The 13,125-nt window shown below is 60.0% G+C and carries 13 protein-coding genes; 3 read left to right on the top strand and 10 right to left on the bottom strand.

The window, feature by feature from the left end:
* Positions 1–84: 84 nt before the first annotated feature.
* Positions 85–867, bottom strand: coding sequence for a peroxide stress protein YaaA (gene yaaA, locus BCF46_RS15270; protein ID WP_121026155.1), 783 nt, complete (start codon positions 865–867; stop codon positions 85–87).
* Positions 868–912: 45 nt separating this feature from the next.
* Positions 913–2,952 carry a DNA helicase RecQ gene (gene recQ / locus BCF46_RS15265; RefSeq protein WP_121026614.1) on the bottom strand — a complete coding sequence of 680 codons (2,040 nt, stop codon included), beginning with the start codon at positions 2,950–2,952 and terminating at the stop codon, positions 913–915.
* Between the two features lie 196 nt (positions 2,953–3,148).
* Between recQ and BCF46_RS15260 the strand changes: the two genes are divergently transcribed.
* Positions 3,149–4,186: a TRAP transporter substrate-binding protein gene (locus BCF46_RS15260; protein ID WP_121026152.1), complete on the top strand. Its 1,038-nt coding sequence runs from the start codon at positions 3,149–3,151 to the stop codon at positions 4,184–4,186.
* 44 nt (positions 4,187–4,230) lie between these two features.
* Here BCF46_RS15260 and rsmD read toward each other — a convergent pair whose 3' ends face one another.
* Complete coding sequence (gene rsmD, locus BCF46_RS15255) at positions 4,231–4,791, bottom strand: 16S rRNA (guanine(966)-N(2))-methyltransferase RsmD (RefSeq protein WP_121026149.1); 561 nt, start codon at positions 4,789–4,791, stop codon at positions 4,231–4,233.
* On the bottom strand, positions 4,788–5,990 hold the full coding sequence (locus tag BCF46_RS15250) for an NAD(P)/FAD-dependent oxidoreductase (protein WP_121026145.1): 1,203 nt from the start codon (positions 5,988–5,990) through the stop codon (positions 4,788–4,790). The genes rsmD and BCF46_RS15250 overlap by 4 nt, the downstream gene beginning before the upstream one ends.
* Positions 5,991–6,069: 79 nt before the next feature.
* Between BCF46_RS15250 and BCF46_RS15245 the strand changes: the two genes are divergently transcribed.
* Together BCF46_RS15245 and BCF46_RS15240 are read left to right on the top strand one after the other, a co-directional pair.
* On the top strand, positions 6,070–6,558 hold the full coding sequence (locus BCF46_RS15245; RefSeq protein WP_121026143.1) for a peroxiredoxin: 489 nt from the start codon (positions 6,070–6,072) through the stop codon (positions 6,556–6,558).
* A gap of 162 nt (positions 6,559–6,720) precedes the next feature.
* On the top strand, positions 6,721–7,233 hold the full coding sequence (locus tag BCF46_RS15240; protein WP_121026140.1) for a GNAT family N-acetyltransferase: 513 nt from the start codon (positions 6,721–6,723) through the stop codon (positions 7,231–7,233).
* A gap of 30 nt (positions 7,234–7,263) precedes the next feature.
* On the opposite strand, the gene BCF46_RS15235 is transcribed toward BCF46_RS15240, so the two are convergent.
* Genes BCF46_RS15235 through BCF46_RS15210 form a run of 6 tightly spaced genes read right to left on the bottom strand, consistent with a single transcriptional unit; the run spans position 7,264 to position 13,059 of the window.
* A complete protein-coding gene (locus BCF46_RS15235; protein WP_121026137.1) occupies positions 7,264–7,563 on the bottom strand; it encodes a 4a-hydroxytetrahydrobiopterin dehydratase in 300 nt (99 codons plus the stop codon).
* Positions 7,560–8,765: a GNAT family N-acetyltransferase gene (locus tag BCF46_RS15230; RefSeq protein WP_121026134.1), complete on the bottom strand. Its 1,206-nt coding sequence runs from the start codon at positions 8,763–8,765 to the stop codon at positions 7,560–7,562. Before BCF46_RS15230 ends, BCF46_RS15235 begins: the two co-directional genes overlap by 4 nt.
* 30 nt (positions 8,766–8,795) lie before the next feature.
* Complete coding sequence (locus tag BCF46_RS15225; RefSeq protein WP_121026131.1) at positions 8,796–9,551, bottom strand: glycerophosphodiester phosphodiesterase family protein; 756 nt, start codon at positions 9,549–9,551, stop codon at positions 8,796–8,798.
* Complete coding sequence (locus BCF46_RS15220; RefSeq protein ID WP_121026128.1) at positions 9,548–10,012, bottom strand: RidA family protein; 465 nt, start codon at positions 10,010–10,012, stop codon at positions 9,548–9,550. Before BCF46_RS15220 ends, BCF46_RS15225 begins: the two co-directional genes overlap by 4 nt.
* Positions 10,013–10,024: 12 nt before the next feature.
* A complete protein-coding gene (locus BCF46_RS15215; protein WP_121026126.1) occupies positions 10,025–11,326 on the bottom strand; it encodes an HlyD family type I secretion periplasmic adaptor subunit in 1,302 nt (433 codons plus the stop codon).
* Positions 11,323–13,059: a type I secretion system permease/ATPase gene (locus BCF46_RS15210; RefSeq protein WP_121026123.1), complete on the bottom strand. Its 1,737-nt coding sequence runs from the start codon at positions 13,057–13,059 to the stop codon at positions 11,323–11,325. The genes BCF46_RS15215 and BCF46_RS15210 overlap by 4 nt, the downstream gene beginning before the upstream one ends.
* Positions 13,060–13,125: the final 66 nt, after the last annotated feature.

The raw sequence follows: 13,125 nt of genomic DNA, 5'->3' as shown, positions 1-13,125 counted from the left end.
TTTTCGCGGAGGTTGTAACGGTTAGCGGCAGATTAAGCGGATTCTATCTGTTTGGCAAAAGATGCGTTGCCACCTGCTGGCAAACTAGGAAGCCTTGGCAAGCGCTTCGGCGCGTAGGAAGACGGGGCGGTCCGGTGTGGATTGATCCGGCTGGTAGGCATAGCCGCCGGTGTCGAAGTCGCGGATTTGCTCCGGCTTGGTCAGGCGGTTCTGGATGATGAACCGCGCCATGGCCCCACGGGCCTGCTTGGCAAAGAAGCTGACGATCTTTGGGCCGCCGGGCTTGTCCTCGTAGAATTGCGGGGTGACGACATTCAGCGTCAACGCGTCGGGCTTCACCGCGCCGAAATATTCCTGACTGGCGCAGTTGATCAGCGTATCGGTTTGCACGTCTTTCGCCTGCGCGTTCAGCGCCTCGCTGATGGTGCTGCCCCAGTAGTCATAGAGCGATTTGCCGCGTTTTGTTTTCAGGCGGCTGCCCATTTCCAGCCGGTAGGGCTGGATCGCGTCGAGTGGTTTCAGCAGGCCGTAGAGGCCGGACAGGATGCGCAGCTGGTCTTGGGCGAAGGTGATTTCGTCTTGGTCGAGGCTTTTGGCCTCAAGGCCCGTGTAGGTGTCACCTGCGAAGATATACATCGCGGCTTTGGCGTTCTCGGGTGTGCTGGCGTCGGCGAAATCGCGGAAGCGGTCGCGGTTCAGCGTCGCGAGGTTTTCGGAGATGTCCATCAGCTTGCGCAGATTATTGACGGACAGCTTGCGTGCCACATTGGCCAGCTCGTTCGCCTGTGTCTGGAACTCCGGCAGAGTCGGGGTGACGTCCACGGCGGACATATCCAGTTTCTTGGCGGGCGAAATCACAGTCAGCATAGGCGGTCTCCTTTGGGAGGCAATGTAGTCGGGTTGGCCGTCGCCTCAAGAGGCTTTCAGCACATTCAGGAACGCCTCGCCGAAACGCTCCGCGCGGCGGTCGCCCAGAAGGCGGGCCATGGAGGTGGTGTCGCTTGGTTTGACCTCTGCCACCTTGGCGATCAGGGAGGCGGAGCAGCTGAGGGGTTTGTCGTAGCCCTCGGGGCCGCGTGACAGGTTGGCCTGCGCCTCCAGCAACTGGTCATAAAGCGCGCCGCTGTCGCGGCCTGCCAGCTTGCGGCGGGTCGGGTGCAACTCTGGGGTTGGCGCGCCGTTGATGACTTCGAGGAAGGCTGCGCCGAAGCTTTCCAGCTTCTTGGCGCCGACACCGGAGATGCGGGCGAATTCGTCCAGATCGGCGGGCCGCGTTTCGGCCATTTCGATCAGCGTTTTGTCGTTGAAGATCACATAAGCGGGCGCGCGGGCCGCCTCGGCAAAGGCGCGGCGCTTGGCCTTGAGGGCCGAGAGTAGCGGCGCGTCCTCGTCGGAGACCAGCGTTTTGACGGCAGGGCGGTTCGCGCCCTTCTTAATGGTATCTTTGCGCAGTGTGATCGTCGCCTCGTCGCGCAGGATCGGGCGGGCGGCTTGGGTCATGCGGAAGGCCCCGTGGCGGGACGGGTCGGGGCGGATCAGGTCTCGGCCCATCATCTGGCGAAACACCGCCTGCCAGCCGCGTTTGTCGTATTCGCCGCCGATGCCGAAGGTCGGCAGTTGGTCATGGCCACGGGCCTGCACCTTGTCGGTGGAGTTGCCCAGAAGGATGTCGATCAGGTGCCCCGCGCCGAAATATTCGCCGGTGCGCAGGATGGCGGACAGCGCTTTGCGCACGGCGACCGTGCCGTCGAACGTGTCGGGGGCCTTTTCGCATAGATCGCAGTTGCCGCAGGTGATGTCGGTGTCGCCGAAATATTCCAGCAGAGGTTTGCGGCGGCATTCCAGCGCCTCGGCCAGCCCGAGCAGCGCGTTCAGGCGGGCGTGGTCGGCGGCTTTGCGGTCGTCGGGGGCAAGGCCCTCGTCGATCTGTTGGCGGCGGAAGCGGATGTCGTCGGGACCGTAGAGCGTCAGCGTATCCGCGGGGGTGCCATCGCGACCGGCGCGGCCGATTTCCTGATAGTAGCCCTCGACGGATTTCGGCAGGTCCGCGTGCGCGACCCAGCGGATATCGGGTTTGTCGACGCCCATACCGAACGCGATGGTGGCGACGACGACAAGGCCGTCTTCCTGGGAGAAACGACGCTCCACGTCGCGGCGGTCGTCCTTGTCCATGCCGCCGTGATAATGGCAGGCGGAATGGCCAGCCTCGCGCAGGGCTTGAGCCAGCGTTTCGGTTTTGGCGCGGGTGCCGCAGTAGACGATGCCCGCCTGATCGCGACGCGCATTGGCGAAGTCGAGGATTTGACGGCGGGGACCGTCCTTGACCTCGAACGCGAGGTTCAGGTTGGGGCGGTCGAAGCCTTGCATGAAGGTTTCGGGTTGTACCCCGTCGAACAGGCGGGTGACGATTTCCTCGCGGGTTTCGGCGTCGGCTGTCGCGGTGAAGGCGGCCAGCGGCACGCCAAGGGCGCGGCGCAGTTCGCCGATGCGCAGGTAGTCGGGGCGGAAGTCGTGGCCCCATTGGCTGACGCAATGCGCCTCGTCCACGGCGATCATGGTGCAATTGGCGCGGCTCAGCATGTCTCGGGTGCCAGTTGAGGCAAGGCGTTCTGGCGCGATGTAGAGCAGCTTCAAGGTGCCTGCTTGCAGCGCGTCGAAGACCATGTCGGTCTCTTCTTCCGTGTTGCCGGAGGTGAGAGCACCGGCCTGAACGCCAGCCGCCCGCAAGGCGCGGACCTGATCTCGCATCAGGGCGATCAGCGGTGAAATCACGACAGTCAAACCATCGCGGGCAAGGGCGGGCAGTTGGAAGCACAGCGACTTGCCGCCGCCTGTCGGCATGATGGCGAGCGTGTTCTTTCCTGCGCAAACGGCATCCACAATGTCGCGTTGGCCGGAACGGAAGGCGTCGAATCCGAATATATCGGCCAGCAGCGTTTGCGGGTCTTGCATGGGGGTTTCGCCTGTTTTTGTCATTTGCTCGATTTTGACCGAAACTCCCATATTTTACTTGTGCAAACAATACCCGCGACCACTACATCTAGAAGAAGTTTTTGCGAATGACTTGCAAAAAGACTATCACTACTTACATACTTGCTGCGATGCAGCTAAAGCGTCGCTAATCGATCTTGCAAAAGGAGGTCTTAAGATGACCTTTCTCAAAACCACGACTTTCGCCCTTTTCACCATGGCGAGCGCCTCGACGGCCTTCGCACAGGACGTGACACTACGTTTCCAGCACTTCGTGTCCCCAAAATCGGCGAACCCAACATATTTCATGCAGCCATGGGCGGACAAGATCGAGAAGGACTCGGATGGCCGCATTAAAGTGGAATTGTACCCGTTCATGCAATTGGGTGGCAAAGCCCCGAACCAGTATGACCTGATCCGCGACGGCGCGGTGGATGGCGGCTGGGTGATCCCCGGCTACCAGCCCGGACGCTTCCCCGAGGCGGAGGCCATGGAACTGCCCTTCATGACCACCAAGTCCGGCGAGGCCGCATCGGTGGCCGCGTGGAAATTCACCCAGAAATACCTGATGGACGACTTCAAGGACGTGCACCTGATCGCGGCACACATGCATGGGCCAGGTATCGTGCACAAGAAAGGCCCGTCGATCAAAACGGTCGAGGACTTCAATGGTCTGAAACTGCGCGGCCCGTCGCGCCCTGCAACGCTGTTGCTTGATAAAATGGGTGCCACGCCAATCGGCATGCCGGTTCCGGCGTTCCCCGAGGCGCTGTCCAAAGGCGTTGTGGATGGTGGAGTGATCACGTGGGAAATGTCGCCCTCGCTGAAGCTGGACGAATTGACCGACAGCCACACCGACGTGGCAGGTGATCAGGCGCTGTATAACCTGTATTTCATCTGGGCGATGAACAAGGACAAATACGACAGCCTGCCCGCTGATTTGAAGGCTATAATCGACGCCAACTCTGGCGAGTTCGCATCCGCTTGGGCCGGTCGCGCTCATGACGAGGGTGATGTGGTTGGCAAGCAGGTGATGACAGCTGACGGCAACGAAATCGGCGTTCTGTCCGAGGAAGAAACGGCCCGCATCATGGCGCTTGGCGAAGAAGTCACCGCAGAGTGGATCGTCGAAGCGACTGAGAAGGGTCTCGATGGGGCAGCACTTGTAGAGGATGCCAGAGGCTTTGTCGCCGAAGGCCAGTTATTACCTAAGTAACGAGTACCAGTACCCAGCCGCCCCGAATTTCGGGGCGGCTTTTTCTATGCGGTCTCCAGAAACGTGATGTGGGTGGAGCCGTATTTTTTGCTCTCCAACACCGCGAAACCCTCGGGCGCGGATTGCGGGCTTTCTTCTTCCCAGACGATCAGCGCATCGTCGGCGATCCAGCCTTGCGCCTTGGCATTGGTGAGCGCTGCGGGGCCGAGGGCCTTGCCATAGGGCGGATCAAGGAACACCAGATCGAACGGTTTGTACGGATTGGCAAGCAGGCGCGTGGCGTCCCATGTCAGGGCATTTGTGACCTCGCCCGCGCGCAGTTTGGCGATGTTCTTGCTGAGGATTTTATAGCCCGCGCGGCCCTTCTCGATAAAGCAAACCTGACTAGCCCCACGTGACAGCGCTTCCAACCCAAGCGCGCCGGTGCCTGCGAACAGGTCCAGCACCCGTGCGCCGTCTACGGGGTCACCATAGCGCCCGCCCGCCAGCACGTTAAACAGGCTTTCGCGGATGCGGTCGGTGGTGGGGCGCAGGTGGCCCGCCTCATCGCCTTTGCCAACGGGCGTGAGGGCGACGGAGCGGTGGATGCCGCCGATGATCCTCACTTGAGCAGCGCTTTCATGTCGGTGTCGGGGTCACTGATCTCAACAGCCGAGGGGCTTTTGCCCGCCTCGATCAACCTCTTGCCGATCATGTAGCTGCGCGGGTCGTTCATCGCGTCGACGGCGAGCAGCTTATCGCCTTTGTAGTACCAGTAGGACACCGTGTCGCCGATATGGCGCACGGCGATCTTGTCGTAGCCGGTGTTCAGCCCCGCAATCTGCAACTTGACGTCGTATTGGTCGGACCAGAACCACGGCATCGGAGCGTACTCCTTGCCCGCGCCCATGATGTTCTCGGCTACCAGTTCTGCTTGGTCGATGGCGTTTTGCACCGACTCCAGCCGAATGCGCCCGCCCTGCCACGGGAAGGAGGCGCAGTCGCCAGCGGCCCAGATGTTCGGATCGGAGGTGCGGCCGTGGGTATCCGTTTCGATGCCGTTGTTGATGGTCAGCCCAGCGTCTGCCGCCAGTGCGTCACCCGGCGTGATGCCGACACCAACAATCACCAAGTCGACGTCGATATGGCTGCCATCGGTCAGCTTTGCACCGCTGACATGGGACTCGCCCAGCAAGCGGTCTAGCCCGACACCTTCGCGGACATCGACGCTATGTGCTTCGTGCAGTTTGCGGAAGTAGCCGGAGGTTTCGGGGGCCGCGACCCGTTGCAGGATGCGGTCGGCCATTTCGATCACGGTGACTTGCAGCCCCATCTTGGATGCGACGGCAGCCGCTTCCAGTCCGATATATCCGCCACCGACGATCAAGGCGCGTTTGCCGGGGGCCATATCAGCCCCCATGACGTCCACATCATCAAGGCTGCGCACTACATGCACACCGTTCAACGCGCCGCCGATGCTGGCGGGCAGGTGGCGCGGGTTGGAGCCGGTGGTCAGTGCAAGTTGGTCATATGGCAGCGTTTCGCCTGCGACGGTGACTGTCTTCGCCGCCGGGTCGATGGCCGTCACGGGGGCGCCAAGGCGCAGGGTGATGTTTTGGTCCACGTAGAACTGTTCGGGGCGTAGGAACAGGCGTTCCTTCTCCATCTCACCTAGCAGGTATGCCTTAGACAGCGGCGGGCGTTGGTAGGGCGGCACGACCTCGGACCCGATCAGCGTGATGTCCCCGTCAAAGCCTGAATTGCGCAGCTTGGCGGTCAATGAAGACCCGGCCTGCCCCGCGCCGATCACAACAATATGGCTCATGCAGAGTGCCTTTCTCTGGTCTAGCGTTCGCTGCGAACCTATATGTAAGGGGAGCCAAAACTCAATCAGGGAAAACGACATGGCCATTTCCACAGGCGACACACTGCCCGACGTAAATCTTATTCGACTAGGCGCCGAGGGGCCGGAAGCGGTTTCCTTGTCCAGCCTGACCAAAGGCCGCAAGGTTGTGATCTTTGCTGTGCCGGGGGCCTATACCCCGACCTGCCATTCCGCCCATGTTCCAAGTTTCATCCGCACCAAGGGCGATTTCGATGCCAAGGGCGTGGACGAGATCGTTTGCGTATCGGTCAACGACCCGTTCGTGATGAAGGCATGGGGCGAGGCCACAGGTGCATCCGAGGCTGGCATTAGCATGTTGTCCGACGCAGGCTCCGAGTTCACCAAAGCGATTGGCATGGACTTCGACGCGCCACCCGCCGGGCTGATTGCCCGCTCCAAGCGCTACGCGATGTATGCCGAGGACGGGGTGGTGAAAGTCCTGCAAGCCGAGGAAAGCCCCGGTGTGTGCGAAGTCTCCGGCGGCGAGGCGCTGCTCGACAGTTTGTAAAAGACGAAGGCCCCGCCGGAATGGTGGGGCCTTTTCCAAGTGTTAGAACTTGTGTCTGCGCGGGCAGTAACGGCTCGAGAGACGGTTGGGAGCCCACAATGGAGGGCCATATTTTTATATCTAGGTGTCTGCATTGCGCCGAATAGATTACTAACAGATAACATGGGTTATACGCTAAAATTTGTCACAGAATTACCTGATCCCTTGGGGTTTGAAGCCCTGATGCGGGAATATTATCAGGTCATGATCGACAAGTTAGTAAACGCAGGGGGGCCGCTCCACTCTGCTACTGAGTTGGCTGCCGACACGATGGCGCATATGGACGACCTGACACCACCAAATGGGCGCTCGCTGTTGGCAACGCTGGATGACGGAACACTAGTTGGCTGCGGTGTTATTCGAAAAATTCGTCCTGATGCAGCCGAGTTTAAGCGTATGTATGTTCGACGTGACGCGCAGGGCTTGGGATTGGGGCGGCAGCTCTTTGAGATGAGAATTGCAGAAGCGCGAAATATGGGCTGCAAACTTATTTATGCAGATACGATAACGGGCAATACTGCGATGCTGTCCATGTATGAAAAATACGGATTTAGGTATATTCCGCGTTATTCCGAGAACGCAAATCCTCCAGAATTGGACCCGTATCTCGTCTACCTTGAACACCAAATTCTTTAGATATTGCCGTATTGGTAGGGTGTTTTGCATTTAGCTCTCTCGCAATCGGTCCATTTTTCGCGCCAGTATCACATCCAACTCTGACAAACCGTCTACGTCATGAGTGATCAATGTGACCTCCACTTTGTTATAGACATTGGACCATTCAGGGTGGTGGTTCAGCTTTTCCGCATGAATGGCGGCGCGGGTCATGAAGCCGAAAGCGTCGATGAAATTCTTGAACTTGTAGGTTTTGACTATGGCGTCGCGGTCGGGATGGGTTTCCCACCCGTTTTGCAACAGTTCCTGAAGGTCGGTTTTGCGAGCGTCGTCACTGAGGGCGTCGGTCATGGGTCCACCTTTTGGTCAGATTTCTTGAACGGGCCGTATTCGGTCATGATCTCGATATCCTCGTCGATGGCCGCGCGTTCTGCATCAAGGAACTGCTGCACCGCGTCGCGGAAGCCTTCGTCGGCAATCCAGTGCAGCGAATGGGTGGCGACCGGCAAATACCCCCGTGCCAGCTTGTGCGCGCCTTGTGCCCCCGCCTCGACACGGGTCAGCCCATGGGTGATCGCCCAGTCGATGGCTTGGTAATAGCACAGCTCGAAATGCAGGCAGGGGTGGTCCTCGATGCAGCCCCAATAGCGGCCGTAAAGCGTGTTGCGCCCGATGAAGTTCAGCGCGCCCGCGATGTACTGCCCGTCACGCTCCGCCAGTAGCAACATCATGTCGTCGCGCAGGGTTTCCTGTGCCTCGTCGAAGAACGCGCGGGTGAGGTAGGGCGTCCCCCATTTGCGCGCACCGGTGTCTTGGTAGAACAACCAGAAGGCGTCCCAGTGTTCAGGCCGGATCTGGTCGCCGGTTAGCGCGTGGATGCTGCCGCCAAACTTCGCCGCTTGCGCGCGTTCGCGGCGGATGTTTTTGCGTTTGCGCGCCGACAGCGAGGCAAGGAAATCGTCGAAACTGGCGTACCCGCTCGACACCCAGTGGAACTGCTGGCTGAGCCTTGGCATCAGGCCCATCTGCGTGCCTGCTTCGGCCTCACCCTCGGTGCAAAACGTAATGTGCAGGGACGAGACGTGGTTTTGTGACGCCAGTTGCACAGCACCTTGCACCAGCGCAGATTGCGCCACCGCTTCGTGTTCGGGCTTCACCAAAAGCCTGCGGCCTGTGGCGGGAGTATGCGGTACGGCCATTTGCAGCTTGGGGTAGTAGTTTCCGCCCGCGCGCTCGAAGGCATGCGCCCAGTTGTGGTCGAAGATGTATTCGCCCTGCGAGTGGTTTTTGGCATATAGCGGCGCTGCGCCGATCAACGTGCCGTTCTGGCGGGCGAGCAGGTATTGCGGTTGCCAACCGGTGCCAGCGCCAACGGACCCAGAGCGTTCCAAAGCCAGCAGAAACCTGTGCGTGGTGAAGGGGTCGACAGGGCGACCATCTGCGGCCTCTGGGCAAGCACAGGCGTCCCAATCGGCGGCATCAATCTGCGCGAGGCTCCCGATCACGCTGATCTCTACCTGCGTCTCCGCCTTATCATCGGTCCCGTCATGCATGACTGAAAGATGGGCCTTCAAGATGTGGGGTCAAGCGGGGATAAACCCCTCGAAGGTGATGTTTTGCGCGATTTTCAAAGCCTCGTCCGCCTGCGCCTGGCTTTTGATCGTCCAGCACAGGATTTGTGCGCCCTTGGCCTTCAGCTCTGCCACACGGGGGCGGCCAAGATCGGCGGCCTCATGCGAGATGAACGAGGCCGTGCTCCGCTCGTAGTCAGGAATGTCGCGCAAGCGGTCGCACACCTCGGTTGATAGGGGCGCCCAGTCGGACGGCTTGTAGGCGCTGGTGACCAGTCCGCGGGGGCGGTTGGGGCAGAGTTCCGACATCATTCTTGTCGAATGCGGGTTGAACGACATCACCGCGGCGTCGCCACGGTAGCCGCCTAGCGCATCGGCAACGGCGCGTTCCAACGGGCCGACATTCGGGCCCATCGCGCCGTCTTGGTCTTTCAACTCAATGAGCAGCGGGACGCGCCCGCCGACAAGGTCCAGCACGGCGGGCAGGTCGAAGATCGTGTCGTCGCTATCGCTGAGCGTCATACCCCGTATGGTCTCGGCGGTGCGGGTCTGGATCGGGCCACCCTCGCCGGTCAGACGCGCCATGTCGTAGTCATGGAACACCATGGATTGCCCATCGAAAGACAGTTGCACGTCCAGCTCGATCCCGTAGCCTGCGCCGATGGCCGCCTTGAAGGCAGGCATAGAGTTTTCGATCACGCCCTTGGAGCGGTCGTGCAATCCCCGATGCGTGATCGGTCCCGCAAAGAACGCGGCGGGCAGGGTCATGGTTTGATCTGGAAAATGCCTTCGATCTCGACGGCGACGTTGAAGGGCAACGCACCAGCACTCACGGCGGAGCGGGCGTGTTTTCCAGCGTCACCCAGTGCTTCGACAAGGAAATCCGACGCGCCGTTTATAACCTTCGGCTGCTCGGTGAAATCGGGTGTGGAGTTCACAAATCCGGTCAACTTCACAACGCGCACAAGGCGGCTCAGGTCACCACCGCAAGCGGCTTTCAGTTGCGCCAGAAGCGAGATTGCGCAGGTGCGGGCGGCTGCGGCCCCTTGCTGGACGGTCAGGTCTGCACCGATTTTTCCGGTGATGAACCCGTCGTCGTTCTGGCTGATCTGGCCGGAGATATACACCGTGTCGCCAACGATAACGCTCGGCACATAATTGGCGGCGGGCGCAGGGGCGTCGGGCAGGGTGACGCCAAGTTCGGCAAGGCGGGTTTCGTGATGTGACATGGTGATCTCCGTTCAGGTCTCGCGGAAGGCGCGATTGAAGTAATCGGTAAAAGGTTTCAGCAGATATGTCATCGGTGATCTGTCGGCGGTGCGGATGAAACCGTCCACCGGCATCCCCGGTACAAGGTCCACATCGCCCAAGCGGTCGATCTCGCCTTCTTTCAAAGTCATCTCGACACGGTAGAAGCTGCGGCCCGTTGCCTCGTCGCGGAATGCGTCGCCAGAGATGGACGAGACGGTGCCGAACACCTCCGGCGTGGTGCGGGCGTCAAAGGTGGCAAAGCGCAGGGTGACGTCTTGACCCAGATAGACCTCGTCTACATGGATCGGCTCTATTTCACCGGTAATCACCATCGGGCGGTCTTGCGGTACGATAAACATCAGCGCTTCGGCGGGTTGAATTACCGCGCGTTCGGCAAAAACCGTAAGGCCGAAAATCAACCCTGAAACCGGTGCGGTAATATCAAGGCGAGACAGGCGTTCTTGCAGCGAAAGGCGTTGTTCGCGCAACTCAAATTCGCGGTATTGCAGGTCGCGTAGCTGGGTGATCGCCTCTTCCTTGCGCAGGGTGGCTAAGCGCAGGATTTCAAGGTCGATCTCGGTGATCCGGCCCTCGTTTTCAGCGACGGAGGCAGTCAATTCCCCTACCGTCCCACGCAGGCGCGCATCTTCACGGCGCAATGCCAAAACACGGCTGGATTGCGCCAAACCTTTGTCGAGCAGACCCTGTTGGGCCAACAATTCCTCTTGCAGCAGGCTGAGTTGCGTTTCCAACGCCTGTTGCTGGGCTCGTACCCCGTCCACCTGATTTGTGATCTGTGCTTTGCGCTTTTCGAGTTGTTCGATTGATTGATTGGCAGAGTCCACGCGGGTTTCAAATAACCGTTGCTGGCCGTCTACAAGCTCCGTGAGTTGTGGGCGGGACTGCACGGCCTGAAGCAACAGTGGGTCAAAGGTGATTTCGCGTGTCCCGTCGCGTTCGGCTTTCAGTCTGCCATTGCGCGCGAGGATCTCGAACAGCTGCCCTTCAACGATCAGCATTTCAGACCGCAGGCGGGTGTCGTCCAGCTTAACCAACAGGTCACCCTTCTTTACGCGATCCCCTTCACGCACGGGAACTGCAGCGACCACGCCGCCATCGGGGTGTTGCAGCACCTGACGGTTCTGGTCGACCTCGATGCGCCCCGGTGCGATGATTGCGCCTGCGATGTTGGCTTCAACGGCCCACAGGCCAAAGCCGCCGAGCAGCACCACCAAGGCAGCCAGACCGATGCTTACGGGCAGGCGGGCGGACCATGTCTTTGCGTCGGTCATGTTACGCCTCCCGGTCCGGATTTCTCGGCAATGGTTTTGTGGTTGGCCACGGTGCCTTTCAGAACTTCGTCGCGGGGGCCGAAGGCACGGCGTTGGCCTTGTTCCAGAACCATCAACAGCTCGCACTCGACGATGGCAGAGGGGCGGTGCGCCATGATGATAACCGAACCACCGTCGGCCTTCATCGCACGAATGGCGGTATTCAATGCGACGGAGCCGTCATTGTCGAGGTTTGAGTTCGGCTCGTCCAAAACCAGCAAAACCGGTTCGCCATACAAGGCGCGTGCTAGCCCGATGCGCTGCAATTCGCCGCCGGACATCCGACCCCGCGTGGCGGAGATATGCGTGTCATAGCCTTGCGGCTGGCGCAGGATCATCTCATGCGCATCCGCCTTTTGGGCGGCTTTGATGATGGCCTTCGGGTCGGCGTTTTGCTGAAGCCGCGCGATGTTCTCGCCAATTGTACCGTCGAACAACGTCACCTTTTGCGGCAGATAGCCGATATGGCTTCCCAATGTGTCGGGGTCGTATTGATCCAGCGCAGCACCACCAAGACGTATCTTGCCACCAGCGGTCGGCCAAATGCCGGTGAGCGCTTTGGCCAATGTGGACTTGCCCGCGCCGGATTGCCCGATCACACCCATGGCTTGTCCGGGCGGCAGGTCGAAGGAAACCATCCGCAGCGTGGCCTGTTTCTCACCGGGCGGGATAACGGTGATCTGCTCGCCGCTTAGATGTGCTTCCGGGCGTGGCAGGGGTGTGCGGTCTGGCAAAATGGCGACCTCGGACAATAGCGCTTTGAGGCTTTCCCAACCCATCAGCGCGCGTTGCACCAATGCCCATTGGCCGATGGCCATTTCAATTGGGGCAAGTGCGCGGCCCAGCAGGATAGAGCCCGCGATCATTGCGCCTGCGGTCATTTCGTTTTGCAGCACCAGATAGGCCCCAAGGCCCAGCATCGCCGATTGCAAAAACAGCCGAAGCGTCTTGGTTGTGGCTGTGACGGCGCCACCGCGGTCGGCTTTCAGTATGGATTTTTGCAGCGACTCGGAGCGGAGTACCTGCCAACGGTCAAAACTAGCCTCGCGCATGCCAAGGCCGGCGATGACTTCGGTCTCTTCCATAATCTCGTCGGACAGGCGATTTGCCTGAAGGCTGGATATTCCGGCTTCCAGTTGCGGCTGACGCGTCATGCGTTGGTTTATCAGGGTCAAGATGACCAGCAACGTGCCTCCAGCGACGGCCAGATAGCCCAGCCAGGGGTGGAAAATGAAGATGGCGGCAACGAAAACGGGGGTCCAAGGCATGTCGAACAACGCCAGAAGCGCGGGGGAGGACAGCAGGGTTTGCACCGATTCCAAATCGCGCAAGCCGGTGTTGTTGTCGCCGGATTGCGGGGCAAGGTTGGATTTACGCTGCATCGCCGAAAAGACGCGGCGGTCCAGCTTATCCTGAAACCGCGCCCCGATCCGTGACAGGATGCGGCCACGGGCGTAGTCCAGCAGGCCCATCATGGCATAGAGGAACACGACCAAGATCGACAGGGCGACCAGCGTTTCCTCGGATCGTGACCCAAGAACCCTGTCGTAGACTTGAAGCATGTAAAGCGGGCCGGTCAGCATCAACAGGTTCACAAAGATACTGAAGACAAATGCGGCAATAAACAGCGGGCGGCTTTCGCGGCGCGCGGCAATTAGTTCGGCTCGGCCAAGGTGGTTGTGCTCTCTTCTCATGCGAAAGTTCTAACCCTATTTTACATGCATCGCGCCAGTGCGTTGTGATATCGACATTCGATTGTG

The sequence above is a fragment of the Litoreibacter meonggei genome, from assembly GCF_003663885.1.
GTDB classification, from domain to species: Bacteria; Pseudomonadota; Alphaproteobacteria; order Rhodobacterales; family Rhodobacteraceae; genus Litoreibacter; species Litoreibacter meonggei.
Note: the sequence above shows the minus strand (reverse complement) of the source record. Positions and strands in the feature narration are given on the sequence as shown.